This window comes from Novosphingobium guangzhouense, from assembly GCF_002896965.1.
Taxonomy (GTDB): Bacteria; Pseudomonadota; Alphaproteobacteria; order Sphingomonadales; family Sphingomonadaceae; genus Novosphingobium; species Novosphingobium guangzhouense.
This window is the reverse complement of record NZ_LYMM01000061.1, coordinates 1-23,237: the sequence shown is the minus strand read 5'-3', so window position 1 is coordinate 23,237 and position 23,237 is coordinate 1. Positions and strand designations below refer to the sequence as shown.

22 protein-coding genes and 1 pseudogene are annotated in these 23,237 nt (G+C 62.4%); 8 read left to right on the top strand and 15 right to left on the bottom strand.

Going from position 1 to position 23,237, the window contains the following annotated elements:
• Positions 1 to 462, bottom strand: a pseudogene (locus tag A8V01_RS20475) (phospholipase A); the annotation flags it as partial.
• Between the two features lie 326 nt (positions 463 to 788).
• Here A8V01_RS20475 and proP point away from each other — a divergent pair.
• Positions 789 to 2,315, top strand: coding sequence for a glycine betaine/L-proline transporter ProP (gene proP, locus A8V01_RS20470; RefSeq protein ID WP_103098155.1), 1,527 nt, complete (start codon positions 789 to 791; stop codon positions 2,313 to 2,315).
• A 191-nt stretch (positions 2,316 to 2,506) separates the two neighbouring features.
• Here the strand turns inward: proP and A8V01_RS20465 are convergent, their stop codons facing one another.
• The 6 genes from A8V01_RS20465 to A8V01_RS20445 form a co-directional block, all read right to left on the bottom strand.
• The gene (locus A8V01_RS20465) at positions 2,507 to 2,827 is read right to left on the bottom strand and encodes a hypothetical protein (protein ID WP_103098154.1); all 321 of its coding nucleotides are present in this window, start codon (positions 2,825 to 2,827) and stop codon (positions 2,507 to 2,509) included.
• A gap of 172 nt (positions 2,828 to 2,999) precedes the next feature.
• Positions 3,000 to 3,830, bottom strand: a complete 831-nt coding sequence (locus A8V01_RS20460; RefSeq protein ID WP_103098153.1) for a 23S rRNA (adenine(2030)-N(6))-methyltransferase RlmJ — start codon at positions 3,828 to 3,830, stop codon at positions 3,000 to 3,002.
• Between the two features lie 23 nt (positions 3,831 to 3,853).
• Positions 3,854 to 4,165, bottom strand: coding sequence for an aldo-keto reductase family protein (locus tag A8V01_RS28335; RefSeq protein ID WP_146037340.1), 312 nt, complete (start codon positions 4,163 to 4,165; stop codon positions 3,854 to 3,856).
• A complete protein-coding gene (locus A8V01_RS20455; protein ID WP_170066019.1) occupies positions 4,165 to 4,440 on the bottom strand; it encodes an aldo/keto reductase in 276 nt (91 codons plus the stop codon). The genes A8V01_RS28335 and A8V01_RS20455 overlap by 1 nt, the downstream gene beginning before the upstream one ends.
• Before the next feature lie 189 nt (positions 4,441 to 4,629).
• Positions 4,630 to 5,484, bottom strand: coding sequence for an SDR family NAD(P)-dependent oxidoreductase (locus tag A8V01_RS20450; protein WP_103098151.1), 855 nt, complete (start codon positions 5,482 to 5,484; stop codon positions 4,630 to 4,632).
• Positions 5,481 to 6,680 carry an MFS transporter gene (locus A8V01_RS20445; RefSeq protein ID WP_103098150.1) on the bottom strand — a complete coding sequence of 400 codons (1,200 nt, stop codon included), beginning with the start codon at positions 6,678 to 6,680 and terminating at the stop codon, positions 5,481 to 5,483. Before A8V01_RS20445 ends, A8V01_RS20450 begins: the two co-directional genes overlap by 4 nt.
• A 202-nt stretch (positions 6,681 to 6,882) precedes the next feature.
• Here A8V01_RS20445 and A8V01_RS20440 point away from each other — a divergent pair, with 202 nt between their 5' ends.
• Complete coding sequence (locus A8V01_RS20440) at positions 6,883 to 7,821, top strand: LysR family transcriptional regulator (RefSeq protein WP_103098149.1); 939 nt, start codon at positions 6,883 to 6,885, stop codon at positions 7,819 to 7,821.
• Positions 7,822 to 8,097: 276 nt separating this feature from the next.
• On the opposite strand, the gene A8V01_RS20435 is transcribed toward A8V01_RS20440, so the two are convergent.
• The gene (locus A8V01_RS20435) at positions 8,098 to 9,327 is read right to left on the bottom strand and encodes an MFS transporter (protein WP_211295092.1); all 1,230 of its coding nucleotides are present in this window, start codon (positions 9,325 to 9,327) and stop codon (positions 8,098 to 8,100) included.
• 98 nt (positions 9,328 to 9,425) lie between these two features.
• On the opposite strand from A8V01_RS20435, the gene A8V01_RS20430 reads away from it, so the two are divergent.
• The 6 genes from A8V01_RS20430 to A8V01_RS20405 all read left to right on the top strand — a co-directional run bounded on the left by A8V01_RS20430 (position 9,426) and on the right by A8V01_RS20405 (position 15,914).
• Positions 9,426 to 10,205 (top strand): AraC family transcriptional regulator, encoded by a 780-nt coding sequence (locus A8V01_RS20430; RefSeq protein WP_103098147.1) that lies wholly within the window; start codon positions 9,426 to 9,428, stop codon positions 10,203 to 10,205.
• A 177-nt stretch (positions 10,206 to 10,382) separates the two neighbouring features.
• Entirely contained in the window at positions 10,383 to 10,895 is a 513-nt protein-coding gene (locus tag A8V01_RS20425; RefSeq protein WP_103098146.1) for a sigma-70 family RNA polymerase sigma factor, read from the top strand.
• A 121-nt stretch (positions 10,896 to 11,016) separates the two neighbouring features.
• Complete coding sequence (locus A8V01_RS20420; RefSeq protein WP_103098145.1) at positions 11,017 to 12,048, top strand: FecR family protein; 1,032 nt, start codon at positions 11,017 to 11,019, stop codon at positions 12,046 to 12,048.
• A gap of 195 nt (positions 12,049 to 12,243) precedes the next feature.
• Positions 12,244 to 14,754 (top strand): TonB-dependent siderophore receptor, encoded by a 2,511-nt coding sequence (locus A8V01_RS20415; protein ID WP_103098144.1) that lies wholly within the window; start codon positions 12,244 to 12,246, stop codon positions 14,752 to 14,754.
• Between the two features lie 222 nt (positions 14,755 to 14,976).
• A complete protein-coding gene (locus tag A8V01_RS20410) occupies positions 14,977 to 15,327 on the top strand; it encodes a PepSY domain-containing protein (RefSeq protein WP_281256522.1) in 351 nt (116 codons plus the stop codon).
• On the top strand, positions 15,324 to 15,914 hold the full coding sequence (locus tag A8V01_RS20405) for an energy transducer TonB family protein (protein WP_245892751.1): 591 nt from the start codon (positions 15,324 to 15,326) through the stop codon (positions 15,912 to 15,914). The genes A8V01_RS20410 and A8V01_RS20405 overlap by 4 nt, the downstream gene beginning before the upstream one ends.
• Before the next feature lie 96 nt (positions 15,915 to 16,010).
• On the opposite strand, the gene A8V01_RS29395 is transcribed toward A8V01_RS20405, so the two are convergent.
• From A8V01_RS29395 to A8V01_RS20375, 7 genes are all read right to left on the bottom strand, one after another.
• On the bottom strand, positions 16,011 to 16,250 hold the full coding sequence (locus A8V01_RS29395; RefSeq protein ID WP_245892750.1) for an energy transducer TonB: 240 nt from the start codon (positions 16,248 to 16,250) through the stop codon (positions 16,011 to 16,013).
• A 1-nt stretch (position 16,251) separates the two neighbouring features.
• On the bottom strand, positions 16,252 to 16,551 hold the full coding sequence (locus tag A8V01_RS29390) for a hypothetical protein (protein WP_245892749.1): 300 nt from the start codon (positions 16,549 to 16,551) through the stop codon (positions 16,252 to 16,254).
• 101 nt (positions 16,552 to 16,652) lie between these two features.
• Complete coding sequence (locus A8V01_RS20395) at positions 16,653 to 19,118, bottom strand: TonB-dependent siderophore receptor (protein ID WP_245892748.1); 2,466 nt, start codon at positions 19,116 to 19,118, stop codon at positions 16,653 to 16,655.
• A 148-nt stretch (positions 19,119 to 19,266) separates the two neighbouring features.
• Complete coding sequence (locus A8V01_RS20390) at positions 19,267 to 20,223, bottom strand: FecR family protein (protein WP_103098142.1); 957 nt, start codon at positions 20,221 to 20,223, stop codon at positions 19,267 to 19,269.
• Between the two features lie 93 nt (positions 20,224 to 20,316).
• Positions 20,317 to 20,847, bottom strand: a complete 531-nt coding sequence (locus A8V01_RS20385; RefSeq protein ID WP_170066018.1) for a sigma-70 family RNA polymerase sigma factor — start codon at positions 20,845 to 20,847, stop codon at positions 20,317 to 20,319.
• Between the two features lie 421 nt (positions 20,848 to 21,268).
• Positions 21,269 to 21,655, bottom strand: coding sequence for an adenosylmethionine decarboxylase (speD, locus tag A8V01_RS20380; RefSeq protein ID WP_103098140.1), 387 nt, complete (start codon positions 21,653 to 21,655; stop codon positions 21,269 to 21,271).
• Positions 21,652 to 23,223 (bottom strand): NAD(P)-binding protein, encoded by a 1,572-nt coding sequence (locus A8V01_RS20375; protein WP_245892753.1) that lies wholly within the window; start codon positions 23,221 to 23,223, stop codon positions 21,652 to 21,654. The genes speD and A8V01_RS20375 overlap by 4 nt, the downstream gene beginning before the upstream one ends.
• Between the last annotated feature and the right edge of the window lie 14 nt (positions 23,224 to 23,237).

Genomic DNA, 23,237 nt, shown 5'->3' with positions numbered 1-23,237 from the left:
CGGCGGAGGCGAAGCCACCGCCGCGGCGGCGACCTGCGGCGCGCTGTCGGGCGACGCGACGCTTGGCGCCACCGCCAGCGTGACCGACTGCCCGCCCCATGCGGGAACCGACAACAGCGCACCGTTCTCGAACCCCTCGGCAGCAAGGCGATAACGCACGGTCGCGAAGGTGCCCGGCGCGATCGCCCGCACGGAAGGGCCATCGGGATCACGGTGCAGGATGACGGTGCGGCCCGGTCCGAAGGCGCCCGCATGGGCAAGGCGCGCCTCGACGGCTTCGGGCAGGGTCGCAGTAGCGGCGGCAGTGCCGGTGTTGAGCAGGCGCACGTCTACTTGCGCGCCGCCCTGCGCATCGGGGGAGACCTGCCCGATCAGAGTCTCGATCCCCTCCTGCGCGAAGGCGGGAGTGGAAAGGGCGGCGAGGAGCGCGGTCGCGGCAGCGAATAGCGGGGCTGTCTTCATGGGTGCAGCTTGTGCCCCGGCAGCCTCGGGTTTTCCATCGCAATTCGGCAGACGACAGCGAAACGCGAGAACAGGACCGCCGCCATTCCGGGGAACAATCGCGGCGTTCTGTCGTTGAAACGGCTCACAAAGCTCGGCTCACCCCGGTGGGCGCACAGTTCGTCCATCCGTTTCCCTTTATTGCGTTTCCTGCACTAAGGGGCCCCAACCCGCTTGATGCCGTGTTCGGCGTCGCTTTCAGATCCATGGCCGTTCGTCGGCCGCATCCGTCATGTGCACCCGCGCGCCTTGGTCGCGCTTGCTTTCGGCGGAAACCGGAGAAAAACATGTCCGCTAGCCAGGCGCTCAGCGCCCAATACGGCTGGTTCAAACGCAGCAGCGAACTGACCGTGGACGACGTGACCGTCGTTGACCGTTCCACCCTCAACCGCGCCGTCGGCGCCGCCGCGCTAGGCAATGCGATGGAGTGGTTCGACTTCGGCGTCTACGGCTATATCGCCATCACACTGGGCCACGTCTTCTTCCCCACCGGCAGCGCCAGCGTCCAACTGATCGCCACGTTCGCGACCTTCACGGCGGCCTTCCTCGTCCGTCCGCTCGGCGGGCTGGTGTTCGGGCCGCTGGGCGACCGCTATGGCCGCCACAAGATCCTGGCGCTGACGATGATCCTGATGGCGGCGGGCACCTTCGCGATCGGGCTGATCCCCTCCTATGCGCAGATCGGCATCGCGGCACCGCTGCTACTGCTTGCGGCGCGGCTGCTGCAAGGCTTCTCCACCGGCGGCGAGTACGGCGGCGCGGCCACCTTCATCGCCGAATATTCCACCGACCGCCGCCGCGGGCAGATGGGCAGCTGGCTCGAATTCGGCACGCTGGGCGGCTATATTGCCGGCGCGGGCACCGTCACTGCCTTGCAGATGACGCTGAGCCCGACCGATATGCTGGCATGGGGCTGGCGTATTCCGTTTCTTGTCGCGGGGCCGCTCGGGCTGCTGGGGCTCTACATGCGCCTGAAGCTGGAAGAGACGCCCGCCTTCCAGGCCTATGCCGAAGAAGTGGACAAGCGCGAGGTCGACCGCCCCAGGCTGGGCGACTTGTTCCGCCGCCACCGCGCGCAGCTGCTGAAATGCATGGGACTGGTGCTGGTCTTCAACGTCACCGACTACATGCTGCTGACGTACATGCCCAACTATCTCAGCGTGACGATGGGCTATGCCGAAAGCAAGGGGCTGCTGCTCATCATCCTGGTCATGGTGGTGATGATGCCGCTCAACGTGGTCGGTGGCCTGTTCAGCGACCGTCTGGGCCGCCGCCCGATGATTATCGGGGCCTGCGCGGCGTTGATCCTGCTGTCGATCCCGTGCATGCTGCTGATCGGCACCGGCAACGACGGGCTGATCTTCCTTGGCCTCATGCTGCTGGGGGTGACGCTGGTGTGCTTCACCAGTTCGATGCCATCCACCCTGCCCGCGCTGTTCTATACCCCTGTGCGCTACAGCGCGCTTTCGATCGCGTTCAACGTTTCTGTTTCGCTGTTCGGCGGCACCACGCCACTGCTGACAGCCTGGCTGGTAGAGAAGACCGGCGATCCGCTGGTGCCCGCCTATTACCTGATGGGTGCCGCCACTATAGGCCTGCTGACGATGCTGACGGTGAAGGAGACGGCAGGACTGCCGCTTCGCGGATCGCCCCCCGCCGTGGAAACGCAGGCGGAAGCGATAGCGCTGGCAAAAAGCGACGAGCCTGTCACAGTCGATACCGCTCTGCCGGGAATAGCGTCGACGAACGGCGACGAACGGCAGAGCGCACTACCGAGAAACGGTGCGGTGATACCCGCGCACGGGCTGGCCTGAGTATCAACTGGCTTTCTATCCAACGGTAAGGAGCAGCAGCGGATACCGACCGCCCCTAGTTGATCACTCGATCGCCGATTTCCATTCCCCAGGTGCGGCCCGTTTGCTTTGTCGGTTACCAAGTGGGAATGGGACGATGTTGTCCGACCAACTCCATATCTGCGGTGTGGGAATCCACGATCTGCGTCCGCTTAATCGCCGTTGGCATCGACCATGAATACAATAGGTTTGCCTCGCGACGTTGGATCCCATCCTGCAGCCAATGCTGCCCGCACGCCGCGCGAAGCAATCGTGTCGTTGATATGCAAACGCCCTTTCGGCAATCCTTTCAACAGACGCTTTGGCGCCGGAAATTCCAGCACCGCTCCACGTGGCATATCGTGCTGACGCAGGGACACCGTCATGCCCTTCCAGCCATCCGAAGAGGACAATTGAGGGTCGGTGAGGAGTTCCCAGTCATATTTGAACCCATCGATTTCGACGGTGCCGCCGCGGCCATGTTTATGAAGCATGACATGCCTCTAGCATACTGGCGGCTGCGCTCCACCCTTCACTCATGTTCGCCGCCTGATACGCGCCCACTTCATTGAGGTACGCGGCGAACCCAGGCTGATTGCCTGTGCTGGCGGCATCCTTCAGCGCCGGGTCATTCTCCCTTTGAAAGACCGGGGGAAGAGGGGCATTTCAGTCGCCCAACCAATCGCATACAATCTCGCCCTTATGGCCTTCGGGGGCTAACGCCGCGCGCAAACCTTCCAACAGTGGCGGCAGCGTTTGCATGAATGTGTAGGGCGGATTGACGATGAAGAGGCCCGCGCCGTTATAAATGCCGGGCTGCTCGCTATCGTAGAGCCAATGCTCCACCACAAGGAATTTAGGGATGCCAAGCTTGCGTAGCTGCGCCTTCCAACGCTGGTGCGTGGCGCTGTCTTTCAGCGGATACCAGATCACCGTCACGCCATGCGCCCATTTGCGGTGAGCGGCGGAGAGGGTGGCGGTGATCCGTGCGCGTTCATCTGTCTGCTCATAGGGCGGGTCGACCACCACCACGCCGCGCGCGGTGCGGGGCGGCACCATAGCCAGCCACAGTTCGTAGGCGTCGCGTTGATGCACGGCCGCGCCGGTGCCCCGCATCACGCCGCGCAGGGTGTCAGCGTCTTCCGGGTGCTTTTCGTTGAGGATCAGGAAATCCTGCTGGCGCAAAAGCTGCGTCAGAAACTGCGGCGAGCCGGGATAAAGCAGAGGTTCGCTTGCCGCATTCACTGCCTGCACGGCCGCACGGTAGTCGTCCAGCAAGGGGTTCGGGTCGGCAAAGGCCTGCAGAACGCCCTGCCTGGCCTCGCCGGTGCGTTGAGCTTCGTCACCGCCAAGATCGTACAGCCCGCAGCCGGCATGGGTGTCGATCAGAGTCAACGCGCCCGGCTTCTGCTGCAAGGCCCGCACCAGGGAGATGAGAAGGCTGTGTTTGACTACATCGGCGCTATTGCCGGCATGGAAGGAATGGCGATAATTCATTACGGTTCAAAAAATCCTGACGATCAGCCTATAAACGAGTTGCTGAAGCTTCTGCAAAGCGAAGTTATGATCGTGCCTTTTTTGCCGCGCAGCCGTCGTTTTCCACGCCCCACGAGCGGAACGTCCGGTTGTCGAAGGCTCAAGAACGATCCGACCGTCGGGCTCGGCAAGACGGGATCGCCGGGCGTGCGACCGTTGGCCATGGCAAAATAACCTGTCACCGACAGACCCAGGCTCCGGGCCTCGGACAGGACAGCGATCTGATCCCGCCATGGGTGAAATGCCACCAGGTTGCTAACAAGCGGCGCGGCGCTGAGGGCCACCGCTTCGCGCATCAGCGCGCCCAGTAGTTGCTGACGCCGATAAGCCGGGTCAGACCTTTCTCGCGCATCGCGTTGAGGAGCGCAATCTGCGTTTCAGGCGGGACTTCGCTGCCATTGGGCCAGTGAAGCAAAAGCAGGGCGACATGATCGGTACCAAGGTTTCGCAGGCTTTCGACGCCCGACGCTTCGAAGCGATCCGGCGCGAAGTTCGTCACCCGGACCTTGGTGGTCAGAAACATATCCTCGCGCGGGGTGCCTGCGCTGCGCAGGGCCTCCCCCCACGGCATCCTCGTCGGCATAAATCTGCGCGGCATCGGCATGGCGAAAGCCGAGCCTCAGGGCTTGCGGCAAGGTCTCCATGATTTCTGCGGGGCTCATATGGTAAGTGCCGAAGCCAAGAGCGGGAATATGGACACCATTCGCCTCGATGATGTGCATTGCGGTGTGTCATTCGTTGATGGGGAGGAGAAACGCGCTCAGCCTTCGGCGCGCAGGAATTCGGCGAAGCGCTTTGCCCATTCGGGATGCCAGCGCGAAAGCGCGGGGCGGTTGTCGATCATGTCGTACATGGCCCACTCGATGCGCCGAGCATCGATCTCGGGCGTGACCGCGTTGTCAGGGCACACGATATAGAAATCGCCGGCGTCGAGGCGGGCGAGAAAATAGGTGACGAGTTCTTCGCAGGTCCAGGCCTCTTCGGGCTTTTCAAGAGCCTCGGGCTTCTTGGCCTGGTTCATCGGGGTCCAGGTGTAGCCGGGGACGAGAAGGTGCGCGGAAAGTCGGCTGCCACATGCCTCGCGAAGGTCGTGAGCAAGTTGTTCGGTCAGCACCTTCACACCGGCCTTGGCCACCGAATAGGCCGCGTTGCCGGGCGGCGTGGTGATGCCTTCCTTCGAGCCCAGGTTCACGATGTACCCGGGGCCATCCTGCGCAAGCATATGGGGCACGAAGAGCGACTGGGCCCTCACCATCGACAGCAGGTTCACTTCGAGCTGTCGGCGCCAGGTCGCGAGCTCCGACCAAGGCCCCGCAGCGTCGATGATCCCCGCGTTGTTCATCAGAAGCGCGATCTCACCAAAAGTTTCAAAGGCCGTGTCGCGCAGATGCGTGAGATCACTTTCGCAAGTGACATCGCCCGATATGGGCACCACGCGGGTGCGTGTCTGAAGTTCGCTGCACAGCGTTTGCAGCGCGTGATGATCGCGGTCGAACAGGCACAGGTTCATACCGAGATCGGCAAGCTTGCGGGCCGTGCCTTCACCGATGCCCTTGGCGGCCCCGGTGATGACGGCGGTGCGGCCCGAAGCAAGGACCGGTTGGGGCGAACTCATATCGTTTTCTCCGTGAAATTGGATCGTTTGGTCAGCAGCGCGGAAAGGCCCATGATGACGAGGCCTCCTACGGCAAGCCCGGCTCCGACCGGCCCGGTAGATGCCCAGCCAAGCCCTGCGGAAATGGCGAGGCCTCCCGTCCAGGCGCCAATCGCATTGGATAAGTTGAAAGCCGAATGGTTCATCGCGGCGGCCAGCGACTGGGCCTTGGGGGCCACCTCCATTAAGCGCGATTGCAGCGCCGGGACGAGGGCAAAGCCAACCCCGATGAAGAAGAGCGAAACACCGGCCATCATCGGGCTAGGCGCGGCAAACCAGAAGAGCGCGAGAAATACCGCGTTCCAGAGCATGATCGCAAAGATGGCCGGGATCAGCGCCCGATCGGCTAGCCAGCCACCGGCAACATTACCCACGCACATGCCTAGACCCCAGAGTGCGAGGAACAGGGGAACACTGCCCTCCCCGACACCTGTTGCCTCGGTCAGTGTTGGCGTGATGTAACTGTACACCGCGAACATGCCGCCAAAACCGATGGTGGCCGTGGCAAGTGTCAGCCAGACCTGCCCGCTCGCGAAGGCCGAGAGTTCCCCGAGGGGGCTGGCACCGTCCCGAGCCGGAACCTGGGGGATCGCCAGGCGAAGAATGCCTAACAGGGCCAGACCGCCAAGCGCCACCAGCGCGAAGGTCGACTGCCAGCCAAAAGCCTGACCCAACCAGGTCGTCAGCGGCACCCCGATCAGGTTCGCAGCTGCCAGCCCCAACATTACCCGTCCGATAGCTTGCGCGCGCTGTTGTTTGGGCACGAGCGCGGCGGCCACGATCGAAGCCGTGCCGTAGTAGGCGCCGTGGGGCAGGCCTGCGACGAAACGCGCGGCGGCCAGCCCACAGAAGTCGGAAGCCAATGCGCTAAGCGCATTGCCGGCCAGGACGAGCACCCCAAGCAGCATCAACTGCCTGCGCTTTTCCATCCGTGCCGTCATCACCGCAAGCGCGGGTGATCCGATGACGACGCCCAGTGCGTAAGCGCTGATGAAGTGCCCCGCCTTGGGGATCGAGACCCCCGCGGTATTCGCCATGCCGGGCAGCAGGCCCATCGCGGCGAATTCGCCCGTACCGATGAAAAGGCCACCGAAGCCGAGCGCGATCTGCGCAAGGGCAAGACCATGTGGAGGGGATGTTCTGGAAGGTTGGCTCATGCATTTTCACTTTGGAATTGGGCCCCGAAGGCCCCCGCGCAGTGGGGATGTTCGGACGGAAGGCCGGATTTCCGGCGTGGCTTGAGCCGTTGTAACGGGCTGGAAGTGTCAAGGATGCACTGATAGACATCAACGGAGCGTTCGATTCCATTCACGCTAAACAGCAGCTGGCTCTGCCAGCCCCATCCGGAAAGTCGCACCGATGAACCTGTCCCGTTCCGATCTTGGCGATCTGAAGGTCTTCATGGAGCTTGCGCGTCATGGCGGCTTTCGCAAGGCCGCGCTCGAAATGGACGTCTCCGCCTCAGCGCTCAGCCACGCCTTGCGCGGACTGGAGACCCGGCTCGGCGTGCGCCTCATCAACCGCAATGCCCGCAGTGTTTCCCTGACGCAGGCGGGCGAAGAGCTTCTCGTCCAACTGGAAACCGGATTCGGAGCGATCGGAGCCGGTGTCGAGGCCCTCAATCGGTACCGGGCAAGCCCGGCCGGTCGCCTTCGGATCAATGCCTTGAGCGATGCGGCGCGGCTGCTGCTTGGCCCGGTCATCGCACGCTACAGTGCAGAGCATCCTGACGTTGACCTTGAGATCGTGGTGCAGGATGCGATGGTCGACATTGTTGGCGAAGGCTTCGATGCCGGAATCCGGTTCGGCGACCGCGTGCCCGAAGACATGATCACCATGCCGCTTGGCGATCCATTGTTATGGGTCATGGTCGCCTCGCCAGCCTATCTTGAAGCAACCGGCGAGCCGGAACGCCCGGAGGACCTCGCGAGGCATCGCTGTATCGGCATGCGAACGGGAACAGGCGCAATGTACCACTGGGAACTCGGCGCGGGAAAGACAGCCCGCACGCTCAACCTCTCCTGGTCTGCGGTCGTCGATGAAAGCGCGTTGGCCATCGACATCGCCCGCAATCACGGCGGGATCGCGTATTGCTTGCGTGAACGGGTAACAGGCCTGATCGAAACCGGCCAATTGCGTGAAGTTCTTCCCCAGTGGTCTTCTCCGGGCGAAGCATTTCACATCTACTATCCAAGCCGCCGCCAGCAACCGGAAGCACTGCGCAGGTTCATAACCATGGTACGAGACGAGGCCCGCACCGAAGGCGCGCAACGGCCAACTTCCCTCAGCAATGAATAGCTTGCTGCTCGGTTGTCGGTCTTCTTGCCCGGTTAGCCCTGGGCCATCACCTTCGCTCCTTGTAGGTCGTTCAGCACCCAATTTTACGCTGTCAGAAGCGGACCGGCAGCTTCCTCATTCTGGATGCCTTGGACTGGCCGATGAGCGGCTGTCTGGTTCGGAGCGGAGACAGGAGGAAAGCTGCCTCTGCACAATGTCGGCCACCGAACCCTTGCGGTCGGTGACGGCAGCTTCGGGATGACCCGAAAGCTACCGCCGATTGCTTGGCTTTCCTGCTCAGATCGCCCTCTCGGTGCGAGGCAAGAGCGCCGTAACCAGTCCCAGAAGCGGCAAGAATGCCGTGAGGTGATAGACCCACACGATACCATAGGCGTCTGCCAGTTGGCCAAGTCCGGCTGCCGCGATGCCGCCGACACCGAACATCAGGCCGAACATGACGCCAGACACCATGCCGACCCGACCCGGCATGATCTCCTGCGCGTACACCACGAGCGCGGCGAAGGCGGACGAAAGGATCAGGCCAATGAGGATAGCGAACACCAACGTCCAAAACAGGCCGACGTGCGGCATTAGCAGCGCGAACGGCACGATGCCGAGGAACGAAATCCAGATCACCGCCCTGCGCCCGATGCGATCACCGAGCGGTCCGCCGAAGAAGGTGCCGGCCGCAACCGCCGCCAGGAAGCAGAACAGGTAGAATTGTGACTGCTGGACCGTCAGGGCGAACCGAGCGATTAGGTAGAAGGTGAAGAAGTTTGTGATCGAGCCGATGTAGACGAACTTTGCGAACATCAGCACCGAAATAACGCACAGCGCGCGCACGACGGTTGAGCGATCATAGGTTAATGTAGCCGTATCTGTCTTCTTCCCTCCTGTTGCGGCTGCCGACGCGTGGCGAAGCCTCCAGCGGGTCACGAGGAAGAGCGTCCATATCGCAGCGAGCGCGGCGAATGCGAGCCAACCGAAAGCTGCTTGCCCGAAGGGAAGGATGACCGCTGAGGCGACCAGCGGCCCAAGCGCGGATCCGGTATTTCCGCCGACCTGAAACGAGGACTGCGCCGTCCCGAACCGACCGCCTGATGCCATGCGCGCAATCCGCGACGCCTCTGGGTGGAAAGTGGCCGAGCCGATCCCGATCACTGCCGATGCGAGGATGAGTTCCGGATAGCTTCCAGCCATCGCGATGCCGGCGATACCAAGCAGGGTCGTCACCATGCCCAGGGGCAGGAGGTACGGCATAGGGCGCTTGTCGGTGTAGAGCCCGACCCAGGGCTGAAGCAGTGACGCGGTAAACTGGTATACCGCTGCCACGATACCGATCTGACCAAAACTGAGGGCATATTTCGCTTTCAGCATCGGATAGATCGCAGGCAATGCCGCCTGGATCAGGTCGTTGAGTAAATGTGCGAAAGCCACTGCGCCAACGATCTGTGCAACGAACTTCTGCCCCTGGAATGTTGGCGGTGACGGCGTCGGCCCGAAGGCGCTGGTCAATGGATTGCTCATGATAAGGATCACTTCGTTAATGTTCTCGATGCACATACCGGCGTCGGATGCAGCCCGCCCTGCTGCATGAGACAATCGTTTCTGCTAATGGGACATCGATGAGTACCTTTAGGCCTGACGAGAATGACGATGTGTATCGCCCGCTCGTGGCGATGGGTCATGCTTATCCGGCCGCTTCCGAATTGCCGACGCACTGCCATCGACGCAGCCAATTCCTTTATGCCAGCACCGGTGTGATGGCGGTCACCACGCCCGACGGCGCTTGGGTTGCACCGCCCGAACGCGCGGTATGGATACCCGAAGGCGTGCCGCATTCCGTTCGCATGGCAGGCGCAGTGCAGACCCGCAGCGTATTGGTTGACGGAAATCTCTGTCCAGCACGCGGTCAAGTCTGCCAGATCGTCGGTGTATCCCCGCTTCTCGGCCAATTGCTGGTGGCGGCAGCGGACCTGCCACTTGAGTATGAAGAGGATGGACGAGATGGGCTGGTCGTTCAACTTCTTCTAGCAGAGATCAATCGCGCGCCGGTGATCCCGTTGGCCGTTCCGTTTCCATCTGACGCCGCCCTGGCAAAACTGTGCCACGCATTCTTAAATGCCCCCGATGCAACCGCAACGATCGAACAATGGGCTATCAGTCTATCGATGGATCGTCGTCGATTCACCCGCATCTTTCGGCAACAGACCGGCATGAGCTTCGTCGAATGGCGCCAACAGGCCTGCCTGTCGGTTGCACTTCCCCGACTCGCGGCGGGCGAATCCGTGACAACAGTGGCACTCGACCTTGGCTATGACGGCCCGAACAATTTCTCGACCATGTTCAAGCGGTTGACCGGAGCGCCGCCGAGCCGCTACCTACGAAAATTGGCGTGCAGCTAGGCGGCTCTCGACCGGCTTTATGCAGACAAAAGATACCGCTCGAGCATTCTGGACCCACTTGGGATGGCTCCGGTCGGTTGGTCCTTGCGGCATGGCGCCGAGTAGCCTAGGTGAGAATTGGTCGCAATTGCCCAGCCTGAACAGAATGAAGGGCGAACGATTCCGAAAGGCGAGCAAGTGTCGCAAACCAAGGTCATAGCTGGACTGCTCGAAGAACGGCGCAACGACATGGTGAAATATGCGAGCGCCGTCAGCGGTGACGAGGCCAGCGCGGAAGATTTGGTTCAGGAAGCATGGCTGCGCTGTGACCGGGCAGCTAAGGCAGAGCCTCTCCTTCAGCCTGCGCGCCTGTTGTGGCGCATCCTGCGGAATCTTTCCATCGACCGGGGGCGCCGCATCGCGATCCAGAGCCGTACGGTGGTCGCGAGCCAAGATGACCCGCGCTGGGAAAATCTGCCCGACGATCGCCTATCGGTTGAGGATTTGCTGATTGCCCGCGAGGAACTGGTTCTTATCCAGCGTGTGCTGGATACCCTGGATTCAAGGACACGCACGGCCTTTGAAATGCATCGTTTCGAGGGAGCCAAGTTACGTGAGATTGCGGAACGTCTCGGTATTTCAATCACCACCGCGCATGGCTTGGTGGCGGAAGCGACGCGGCTTATCCGTGCCGCTGCCCGGAGGGACTAAACCCCTCGCTCACTTTTATCCGAAAAAATCGCCTTCTCGTGCGTCTGTGAGGTAGAGGGACGAAGGCTCTGCCGGGGACGGTGAATGAAGCCCGATTCCACGAGAGGGGCAGCAAGCAGGGATGACCGAAGCCTCAGAATATGACGCTCGCCGCGCCGATGAAGAGGCGGTGGAGTGGGTTATCCTTCTCCGCGAGGAACTGGGCGATGCCGATGTTCGCGCGCGTTTCGACGCTTGGCTTGCCGCGTCTGTCATCAACGCCCGCGCATGGGCCGACACGGCCCATGCCTATGATCGCGCAGGAGATGCGCGGCCCGCCCATTCACCGCCAGTCAGAGCAGCCGAAGTGCGCCCCGTCCTGCCGCAAGGGCCGGTCGCCTATCGACGAAAGCGCACGGGCGCGCGCACTACCCAACCTAAAGAGCGCAGGCTTCCGAAACCGCGCACATGGATAATCGGTGCTGCGGCAGCCTGTCTTGCGATCATCACCGTACCATCACTTATGGTGCACGTGCAGGCTGACTACCTGACCGGCACGGCCGAAACGAGAGACGTGAAGCTGGCGGATGGCAGCTTCGCGCGTCTCGCGCCGCACAGCGCAATTGCCGTCACCTATGCCGCCAATCATCGCCAGGTCCGTTTGCTCAAAGGCGAAGCCTGGTTCGACGTGCGCCATGATGCCGCACGGCCCTTCTATGTAGATGCCAATGGCGTCACGACCACCGTTCTTGGGACCGCGTTCGATGTACGGCTCGATACCGATGGCGTTACGACCGAACTGGCGCGTGGCCGGGTGCGCGTCGATTATGCCTATGCCGCGCCTCCGGTCTCTGAACAACTGTTGCCCGGGCAGGCTGTCCGCGTCGGGTTCGATGGAGCGGTCAGCCGCGATAGCCGTCCGGTGGAGCAGGTGGCGGCATGGCGCAATCGCCAAATCCTTGTGCGTGACAGGCCCGCCACCGAAGTCATCGACGCGCTGCGCCCGTGGTATTCGGGCGTCATCATCGTGCGTGGCGATGGCTTCGCCCGGCAGCGCGTAACCGGTCTCTACAATGCCGCCGACCCGGTAGAGGCGCTGAAAGGTTTGACGCAGGCTTATGGCGGTTCCGTATCAACCATGACGCCGTGGGTGATCGTTCTGTCCTCCCATTGACCATCGGATTGGCAAAGTGAAAATTATTTCCTCTTACATTCAGTAACCTAGCCCAGTCTCTGACAACAAATGCGCCCCTCTCCACGCTCTGGTCCGAAAAATCACAAGCGTCTGCGTCTGTTCTGGTAAGAGGCGTTTTTGCGACGCATTAGCGTAAAGCGCCTCCTTTGGACTGAATGCTAAGGAGATTGATTGATGGCTCAGGGGGGTAAGGTCGGGGTTTTCACGAAGGGCAAGAGGCTGCGCCGCGCTGCGCTGGCCGCGTTGATGCTGACAAGCAGCCTTGGGACGGTTGGTGCAGCCACTCCGGCGCAGGCACAGGAAGCGGTCCGCAGTATCGACATTCCCGCTCAGCCGCTCGCCACCGCGCTGACCGCCTTTGGGCAGCAGTCCGGCTTGCAGGTCAGCACGCAAGCCGCCTTGATCGAGGGCAAGACCTCCAGCACCGTGAAGGGCACGATATCGCCATCGCAGGCGCTTACCCAGTTGCTCGCCGGCACGGGCCTCAGTTTTCGCATCGTTGGTTCGACCGTCACTCTGGAACCGGTGCCGCAGTCGGCGGACGGCGCGATCACGCTGGGGCCGGTGCGCGTGGAAGGTGAAGGTGGCACCTTTGCGGGTATTGCGCCCAGCATCACCAGTGACCCGGCAGCGACCGAAGGAACCCGCTCCTATACGACCACAAGCATGGCGACCGCGACGAAGCTGCCGCTCTCGATCCGAGAGACCCCTCAGTCCGTCACCGTAGTCACACGCCAAGCCATTGAAGACCAAGGCGCGCTGGCTCTCAAGGATGTCATCCAGAACGTTCCGGGCGTGTTCTACTGGACCAGCGGACCGCAGCGCCAGCGCTTCTACGCGCGGGGCCTGAGTGTCGACAACCTTATGTTCGACGGGTTGCCGGTCACACTCTCCAGTTCGCAACTGTCGCAGGATCTCGTCGATCCGAATATCGCCATCTACGATCGTGTGGAAATCGTTCGCGGAGCAGCGGGGCTGACGGTTGGCTCCGGCAATCCTGCCGCGGCGATCAACCTCGTCCGCAAGCGGCCTACGATGACACCGCAATTTTCGATCGCGGGCAATGTCGGGAACTGGAACCGCTATGGAATCGAGGCAGACTTTGGCGGACCGCTCGACCGGGACGGTACGCTCAGGGCACGGGTCGTCGGCACCTATAATGACGAGGAAAGCTTCCGCGACCGCGAGCACAGCAAGCGGAACATGATCTACGGCATCATCGAGAAGGATTTCGGATCGCGCACCACGCTGAGCGTTTCCGCGATGCGGCAGGAAGATGATCTGGACGGCAACGGCTTTACCGGAATGCCTGTCGCTGTCGACGGCAGCCACCTCGACCTCCCGCGCTCGACTTCCTATGCAAGCGACTGGGAATATTGGAACAAGGACAGTACCTCGCTGTTCGCGTCGCTGGAGCATCGGTTCGACAACGGGTGGAAGGTCAACCTGTCAGCCTACAAGGTGTGGGCGAAGCTGAATATGCTTGGCCATTACATCCGTTCGAACGTCACCATTGGCACCTATGACCTGCTTAACGCCCTGAACGAGCATGAGGAAAACCAGAGCAGTTACGGCATCTATGCCAGCGGCCCATTCAAGCTGTTCGGCCGCGAGCACGAACTCGTTCTGGGAGGCGGGCATCGCCGGGTCCAGTTCGACGGCAACACCAATCAGGGCGGCCTCATGGCCGGCGACTTCGATCTCTACAACTTTTATCCGTCCGCGATCACGAAGCCGAACCTGACGATCCTGCCGTGGCTGGACAGCGACATCAAAGAGTTCAACGCCTATGCAACAACCCGGTTGAATCTGGCCGACGGGCTGAAACTCATCGTGGGCGGGCGTCTGGACTGGTACGACTATTCCGATGCGCAGCCGCGCTGGAACCTCTCCAACCAGTACGAGGTTAATCATCATCTGACCAAATATGCCGGCCTGATCTATGATCTGGACAACCATCATTCGGTCTATGCCAGCTATACTGACATCTTCAAGCCGCAGAATTATTACGACATCGATCACAAGTTGCTGTCGCCGGTCGTAGGCAAGAACTACGAGATCGGCATCAAGGGCGCTTATTTCGACGACACACTCAATGTCTCGCTCGCGCTGTTCCGCATGGATCAGGAAAACCGCGCCGCCCGGATCAGCGACCAGACCAAGTGCAGCACATATCCGACGGCCACCTGCTATGAAGCTGCAGGTCTGGTGCGCGCGGAAGGGATCGATTTCGAGATAGACGGCGCCGTCACGCCCGACTGGCAGATTACCGCCGGTTATTCCCACACACTTGCCAAATATCGCGAGGATGCGGATGCGCTGAAGATCGGCACCCTGTTCGATACCGACGTGCCGCGCCATCTGGTCAAGGTGCTGACGAACTACCGCCTGCCGGGCAATCTCGACACGATACGCATCGGCGGTTCCTTCTACTGGCAAAGCACGATCTACAACAATGGCACGACTTCGGGGATCGCCTATCATGAGGAGCAGAAGGCCTATGCTCTGGTGGGCCTCAATGCCAGTTGGCAGGCAACGCCGAACCTCGACATTCGCGCGAACATCAACAACCTTTTCGACAAGAAGTACTACCGTTCGCTGACCGGTCAGTCAGGTCTCGCCTTTCCGACGAGCGTATATGGCGATCCCCGCAACGCCATGCTGACCGCACGATACCGGTTTTAAGGTTGGCCATGAAGCGGCGCAATCGGCTGACAAGGGACAGACCGGCTGGCACGGACATCGCTTCGTCAGTCGATGGCGTCGCTGCACACCTGGGTGGGGCTCCTGCCCGGGTGGCTGATGTTCCTGAATTCCCTGTCGGTAAGGTAGCCTTCTTTCAGCAGGAAATCTCCCGCTGGATGCGGCCGGAGCCTCGCAGTGTCGCCGTCACACCGGCTGCCCTGGATGCGGCTTCGGCCTATCTGGCCGACAACGCGCGCGGTGCAACCAGTTGGACGATCGTTCTGCCGCCAGAACGCGGTGGCGAACCATTATCGCTTAGCTGGAAGGCAAGCGAGGATGGCAAAGTCCGGTGATGGCAAGGCGCCCCTGGACCCCGCCACCGGTCACGAATTGGCGGTGTGCGACACGCGCGGCGGGTTCTTCCTCTATCGGTTCCATTGCGACTTGCACTACATGCCTGTGATGTGGGCGCGCTATGCCATAATCATCGCGACGTCAGCGAAGCTTGTCGCGCTCCTGTCAGGTATCATCGCGCACAAGACGATTTTCGCCGGCCTGATCGCACGTGATTGAATATTCGTCGGCTTCGACCTTACGATGCTGGCCATGGCCGCCGCCTGCACTTTTGCCGCAAGCCTGCTCCGGCGCTCAGCGTGTTCGACATTGCTGCTCCTGCCGCGCCGTCTGAGCGACAACGTGACATGCCGCCCGGTGCCGAACAGGTCGAGAAGGAAAAGGCGCAGGTTCAGCCCGATCGCCCCAGGATCGAGGTGCCCGAGATTCAGATTCCCAACGAGAACCCGGTCACGCTGGTGGCGACCAAACCCGTCATTGATCGCGGCCCGCCGATCGAGAAGACGACAGCGCCAGAAGCCAAGCCCACCTGGGAAGGTCAGGTGCTGGGGGCACTCAACAAAGTGAAAGGTTATCCCCGCGACGCCGCGTTCCGGAGCCAGCAGGGCATTTCCTACATCCGGTTTGTTATGGACCGCGAAGGTAAGGTGTTGTCCGTCAGGCTTGAGCGACCCTCCGGTGTCCGCTCGCTCGACGGAGAGACTCTCAGTCTGCCCAAGCGCGCTGCGCCGCTGCCGAAACCGCCTGAAGAGGTAAAGGGCGACACCATCGAACTGGTCGTGCCCGTCACATTCTTCATGTCCTGAACACCTTCGTCGGAACGCGCCTCTCGCTGCCCGCCACGGGTTCCTTGCCCAGCCAATGATCCGCCGTCGCGCCATGCACATTCCGGATGGAAAGTGCTATATCCGTAGGCATGATTGATCGTCCAAAGAACGGATGCCGGAGGAGCGCTCCAATCGCACTGACAGCACTCTGCCTTCACCGCTCATCACGAAACGGATGTAGGGCACGCCCTGCTGATGGCGAAACGAAGCCTCGCGGGGGTAGCGCTTCACCTTATTGAGCGCAGCCAGCACCTGACCTTCCCATGTGGGTTTGGCGTCGCTTACCTTCTGAAACTGCTTGGGGCCGGGAGGCATCTCATTGGCAAGGTTCGGGCGGAGCAGCGGGCATGGCTACATCGAAAACGGGTAAATGTGCCGACGGCTGAAGCGCCGAGTAGACCTGCCACGATAGCAGCGAACAGGCCGCGATTGCCAAGACGATGAGCGTGGTGCCGAAGATGCCGAACAGCCGCGCTTTCGGATCCGTCGGCAGATCCGCGTAGCGCAGCGTCGGAACCACCGGAACGCCATCGGCGCCGCTGTCTGAGGGAAAAGTCGCCGGAACATTGCCGAAGGTTGACGCCGTCGCGGTTCGTCGCCTCACCTCGATGCTCATGTGGCCTGCGCCCCACCGTTCACTCTGGTCATATGTCTTGTCGACGCAGTTAGTGCGTCCGCTGCCTGTGCCCGGACGATCTGCGCCCGGGCACGGGCCCATTACAGCTTACCGCGCAGGGTCAGACGGAAATTCCGCGGCTCCCCGTAGATGTTGTAGAAGATCGCGTAGCCGGGAATGCGCAGATAAGTCTTGTCGAGCAGGTTGCTCACCACCAGCGAGGCGTCCCAATGCTCAGAGATTGCATAGCCGAGCTTGGCATTCACGATCGCATAGGCGCCCTGCCGGATGAGGTCGGTGTACATGTTGCTCTGCCACTGGACGCCACCGCCCACCTGTATTCCTGATGCCCAGCCCTGCACGCCCGCCTTGGCGAGGTCGAACTGGGTCCATGCCTTGAGCATGTGCTCGGGGCTCTGGGCGGGGAGGAAGCGCTTGCCGACGTTGGCCGGATCGGAATCGCTCAGATACTTCTGCTGGTTGTAGGTATAGCCGGCCGTGACCTCCCAACCCGGCAGTGGGCTGCCGTTGACTTCCAGTTCCACGCCCTGACTGCGTACCTTGCCCGCAGCGCGGTAGCAGGTGCCGTCGATGGTGCCGCCGCAGCCGATGTTTTCCTCATCGATGATCGCGCGGTTGGAATCGTGGATGCGGAACACCGCGATCGAGGCGTTGAGAGCGTCATCGAAGAAGCTGCCCTTGATACCCGATTCCAGCTGCCACCCGACGCGCGGCGCCAGCGTCCTGTTGTTCACGTCCTGCGACGTTTGCGGCACGAACGTGTCGGTGTAGCTGGCATAGACAGTCAACTGGTCGGTCACGTCCAGCACGGCGCCGGCATAAGGCGTGAAGCGCCGCTTGGTCGTGGCACTGCTGTCGATCCAGGGGGTGACTTCGGGGAAAACGTCGCGATCCTTGATCGTGAAGTTCGTCAGGCGCCCACCGACGATCACCGTCAGCGGATCGGCAAGACGGATGCGCGCCGAGCCGTAGAAGCCGGTCTGCGCCGTCACCGTCTCATAGCGATAGGTGATGTTCTCATCGATCACGGCGGACAGGTCGTGATCATTCAGGGGATCCCACGAGCCGGGATTCACGAATTTGGTGCCGCCGATGAAATCGTAGCGCGAACGGTTGACGCCGAACGTCAGGTCATGCGTCATGCCGAGCAGATGCACCGGCCCCGTCACATGCGCGTCAAAGCTGTGCCACTTCGTTTCCTGCTCGACCCGGCCCGCCGACATGCCACTGACCAGGCCGGTATCGCGGTCGATGGCTTCATAAGGGAATACCGAATAGCCGCCGTAGGTCAGACGGCGCAGGCTATAGGCGCTCTTGAACGTCCAGCCGCCTCCGAAATCGTGGCTCAGATCGACCACCATCTCGCGCGAACGGGTGCGCGAAGGCGCATCGGAACCGGTGAACGACCCGCGCGCCGGAACGGTGCCGTCGTCATAGAGCGGCAGGCCGAAGGAATTGATGTAGGTACGCTGCGAATAGATACCGCTCACGCCCAGCGTGGTTCGGGGCGTAACGTCGTATTCCACCACGCCATAGACCGAGCGGTCATGGTTGAACCCGATGTCGTAGAACTTGTCCTCGTCCTGAAAGACGCCGACCACGCGGGCGCGCAGTTTGCCTGAGGCGGTGAGCGGGCCGCTCACGTCGACCTCGCCGCGATAGCGATCCCATGACCCCACCGAGGCAAGGCCGGATACCGCGAGCACGTCGGTCGGCCGCTTGCGCACATAGTTGACCGTGCCGCCCGGCTCGCCGCTGCCGGTCAACAGGCCCGAGGGACCGCGCAGCACCTCGATACGGTCGAAGAACGCGAGGTCGTCGGTATTGGAACTGGCCTTGTCCGAGCCTTCCTGCTGCGGCACGCCGTTGTACTGCGCATTCGCCGCATAGCCGCGGATGATGTACTGCTCCTGTCGCTCGTAGCCGAAGCTACGCACGCCGGTCACCTGATCCAGCGCCTCACTGACAGTCGTGAGGTTCTGGTCGTCCATCCGCTGGCGCGTGATGACGCTGACCGACTGGGGAATCTCACGAAGCGACTGCGCGCTCTTTCCCACTGTTACCGTATGCGCGGCGTAGGAACCGGTGCCCTCGGTCACGCCGGGGTCGGACGAGGCGAACACGGCACCTTCGCTCGCGCCTTCGACCTTGACCGGCCCGAGTTGCACGGCAGCGCCCGAGGTCTGCGGCGCGGGTTCCAGAACGGCAGTGGTCCGGCTCGTGAAACGGAAGGTCAGGCCGGTGCCGCGCAGCAGGATGCTCAGTGCCTCAGCGGCAGGGTGCGTGCCGGATACGCCGGCGCTGCTACGCCCTTCGACGAGCGTAGTATCGGCCGTAACCTGCAGCCCGGATTGCCGCCCGAACTGCATGATCGCCTCGGTCAGCGGCTGGGCGGCGATGTCGAAATTGCGCTGGCCCGCCGCCTGCGCCTGCGCAGGCACCGCGCTCAGCACCAGCGGCGCGGACGTCATCAGCGCAATCGCCAGCGCCCTCAGGCCGATCGCCCTGACGCCGATCGTGCCGCGAAATGTCTTGCCCCCAGTCATGCATGCTCCTTCGAAAGCGATAATCCGGCGCGGACCATTCGATAATGCGTCTCAACAGCCGTTATTAGCTCCACGCCGGGCGGGGCGGCTTTTCCAAACAGATGGCGAATTATTTTTCGTCGCAGGCGGAAATGGCGGAAAGACGAGGCTAATTTCCAGTCACGATCATCAGCCACGGGGTGATCTGCAAGATCCCGCCCCCGTGCGGCTGGACCAAGGCGCGCAGCGCATCCTGGGGGTCTGAAAGCCGGAAGATGCCGGTGACGCGCTTGCGCCCGATTGCCTCGTCGGCAAGCACGATGCGGCCCTTGTACCAGGGGCGCAATTCCTCGATCGCCTCGGCGACGGTGCGCCCTCGAATGACCACGGAACCGGTCCGCCAGATACCGGCAAGATCGCTCGCCTGATGACCGCTGACCATCGCCTCGCCGGGCACCGCGCTCACCCAGTCACCCGCCCCCAGCACGGAGGACGCGGCGCCTTCCACGCGGACGCGCCCACGGCCTACCGCAACGCTGCGGTCGGGGCCGATCATACGCACGTCGAAGGCGGTACCCAGCGCGGTAGCAGCGATACCTTCGGCCTCCACGCGGAACGGCCTTGCGGGATCGGGGTGAACCTCGAACCATGCCTGTCCGCGCAACAAGCGGATGTTACGGTGACCCTGCGTGTAAGCGACCGCGATCGCGCTGTCCGGGCCGAGCCTGACCCGGCTGCCGTCATCCAGCGCGACGTTCGCCATACCGCCGGCCGGGGTCAGATGGTCCGCCCGCAGGCGCAGGGTGATCTCGGGACCGCCAAGGACAGCGATACAGGCAATGGCCGCCGCCATCGCCGCCACGCGCCACTTCGGCAGCGATCTCCGGACTTGCGACTGTGCGGACCGGCCATCGGCAGCAGGCGCGAGGTATTCGGGGTGGTTTGGCTGCACACTGCCGATCATGTCGAACAGCGCCTGCATCTGTTCCCAGGCCCGCACATGCGCGGCGTCGGCATCACACCATGCCGCGAACGCGCTGGCCAGTTCACGATCGCCGGGACGTTCGCGCAGACGCACAAGCCAGTCCGCAGCCTCCATGCTGATCCGTTCTGCGTCACCCGACATGGATATTCTCCCCGGCCGGATTGCAGCCTACATATCGGATAGACGTTCGGCGCGACTGATTTTTCAACGGCCAATTCTTCGATTGCAAAGCCATCATCGCCCGTCTCCCTCCAGATCATCGGGACGGCAGAGGCGATGGCATTCAGCCAGCCCTTTCACGATCAGAAGATGCGCCAGCGAAATCGAGATATTCAATCGTTCCGCAATCTCGCGCAGCTTGAAGTCTCCAAGGCGATACATTTCAATGGCGATGCGCTGGCGTTCGGGCAGCGACGCTAACGCCCGTTCCACGCATCGCAGCTCAACCTGCGCACTGACCACCACGTCAGGCGAAGGCGCATCGTCCGCGATTTCAGCGAGATCAGCCACCGCTTCGTCCGCCACATGCCGCGCCTGCCTGCCTGCCTTGCGGCGGCCATCGATGGCCAGATTGCGGACGATCCGGTAAAGATAAGGGACCGGGTCACGGAGCTTGTCGCGATCGAGCGCCTGTCGCAGATGCAGCCACGCATCCTGAACGACATCCTCCGCCTCTGCGCGATTGCCCGCAATGCGCTCCGCATAAGAGATCAGCGCGCTGCGGTGCGCGCCATAAATCTCGCCCCATGGGGTATCGGAACGCAAAATCGATCTTTCTACCAATCGGATGCCGCATCATGTGACCTGCAATGCAGAGCCGCGACACCTCAGCAAATGATAATCATTCGCAGCCCGTACCGATAAGCCATTCTCAATGCAATGCACCCCCGACACCGACTAGCGGCGTTCGTAAACCCTATTCGACCAAACGGCTCCTCAGATCGCTTGGGGATGATCCCACCATGCCGCTAAGGAGCGCCGATTGGGTTGAGAAGACTGACCCATTCTTGCCGTTCACCGGCCAATTTATAACGCACAACTGCCGACGGTATGGTCGGCAAGAGGCGGGGTGCTTCGTCAACCAGTAGTGACAAGATACGCTGTTTTCAGCTTCCCTCCACAATATTAGCATTATGGGAGAATGCCCAATTTGATACACTCGATCCCAGACGTTTTATTCATCAAGTTATTCAACACGTGCAGCAGATGAAGACGCTGAAAAAGCTCGCAATCGTTCGATCCGATGCCTTTCGATTACGCGCCCTCCGAGATGTTCGCAGATGACGGTCAAGGCGCTTTCGGGTGCCGCGTTTTCTCCGCAGACGAAAATATCGACGGCCGCCACGCCTTCTTCCGGCCACGTATGGATGGAGATGTGCGATTCCGCCAGCAGCGCCACCCCGGTGACGCCCATGCCCTGCCCGAAGTGGTGGAGCCGGACGTTCAGCACCGTCAGGTGCGCGGCCTCCGCTGCATCGCGCAGTGCCGTCTCCACGAGCGACAGGTCGTCGAGACCCACGCATTCGCCAAAGTCAGCAATGAGGTGAACGCTGGTGCCGGCACGGTGGGTCATGATGCCATCAGGCTTTCGTGCGCATGGCCAACATGCGCCAGTGCCGCCTCCGCCGCCATGACGCCGTGGTAGTGCGCTTCCTCGAACAGGGAGAGGCCGGACAGGTCGGAGTGGGCGAACAGGACCGGCGGTGCCGAGGCGCGCGCTGCAAGCCGCGCGGGATCGGCAAGGAAGCCAGGCGTGGGGCGCACCATCGCATGTCCCCAGCGCCACACGTCGATCCGCTCGATTGCGCCGTCGAGATCAGGGTTCATGGTGAGAAGGTCGGCCTCCACGATCTCCTGCCAGCGCTCCAGAGAGCGCGTGAGCATGACCTCACGCGCGTTCTTCGGTGCCTCGCGCGAGAGGGGCATGTACCAAGTCAGAACGCTTGGCCCGGCGCCCGTCCCGCTGCTCTGGTGCGTGGCGACGACATAGCCGAGCGCCTCGCTGGCGGTGGAGACGTTATCCCACGCCAGCGCGCTGCCCTTGCCTGCAGGATGACGCGACACGGTGATGTTGGCGACCACCCACGGGGCGTAGGACAGCGCGCCCGCGCTGCAATGGCGCGGCGCCACGCGGGCAGCGACGAAGTGCGGCATGGCGAGGATCGCCGCCTTGGCGCGGATACGGAAGCTTCGACGCGCGGCGTGGTCGAAAATATCGACCTCGACGCGGCCATCCGCAAGGGCTTCCACCCTGAAGACACTGTGACCGCTTCGGATGCGCGGAGCAATGCGCTTTGCCATGAGGCCAACCAAACGACTATTGCCTTCAGGCCAGGTCAGTTCGCGGTCGCCATCGCCGTTGGCGGCCCATCCCCGGCGCCCAGCGAAGTAGTGGATGCCCGCCCATGCCGATACGTGTTCCGGCTCGGCGCCGTAATCGTCGCGGCAGCAGTATCGCAGATAGGCACGCAGGGCAGGCGCGGTGAAGCCTTCCGCGTCCAGCCATTCGGCAAAGCTGCGGCTGTCGAGAGCGGTGAAGCGGATGTCGGTGCTGGAAAGGGCGGACGGCACGGCGAAGGCAGGGCGGCCGTCCGCGCCCTTGGCCGCGCGATAAAACGCCATACGCGCTTCGAACGCGCGCTGCTGCGCCTGTTCGGCAGTCGACAGGCCTGTCCGCGGGATCAGTCCCTCCTGCCACGCCCCGCGCCAGAGCAGGCGCTCCTCAAGGTCGGCGCAAAGCTGGTAGGGATCGTATACCGGCCCATCAGGCAGGTCATCGACGATCATCCCGAAGCCGCGCAGCATGTGCCGCAGCGCCACCGCCTCGCGGTTGGGCACGGGCAAGTAGTGCGCGCCGAGCGGATAGGCGCTAACCCCATTGCGGCCCGACCGCGCATTGCCGCCGGTGCTGTCCTCCATTTCGAATAGGGTGAAATCTTCGAAGCCTGCTTCGGCGAGCCGCCAACCCGCCGTGAGGCCCGCCACGCCGCCGCCTGCGATCACCACGCCCAGATCCTCTACCGGCCCGTCCGGCGCGGGAAAGGCCCCGTCGCGCAGCAAGTGCCCGCGCTGCCAATCCGCCCCGTCCAGCGTCCCGGCCATCGCCGGTCGCGCGCAGCCCGAGACCATGGCCGCGCCCAGCGTCGCCCCAAGGG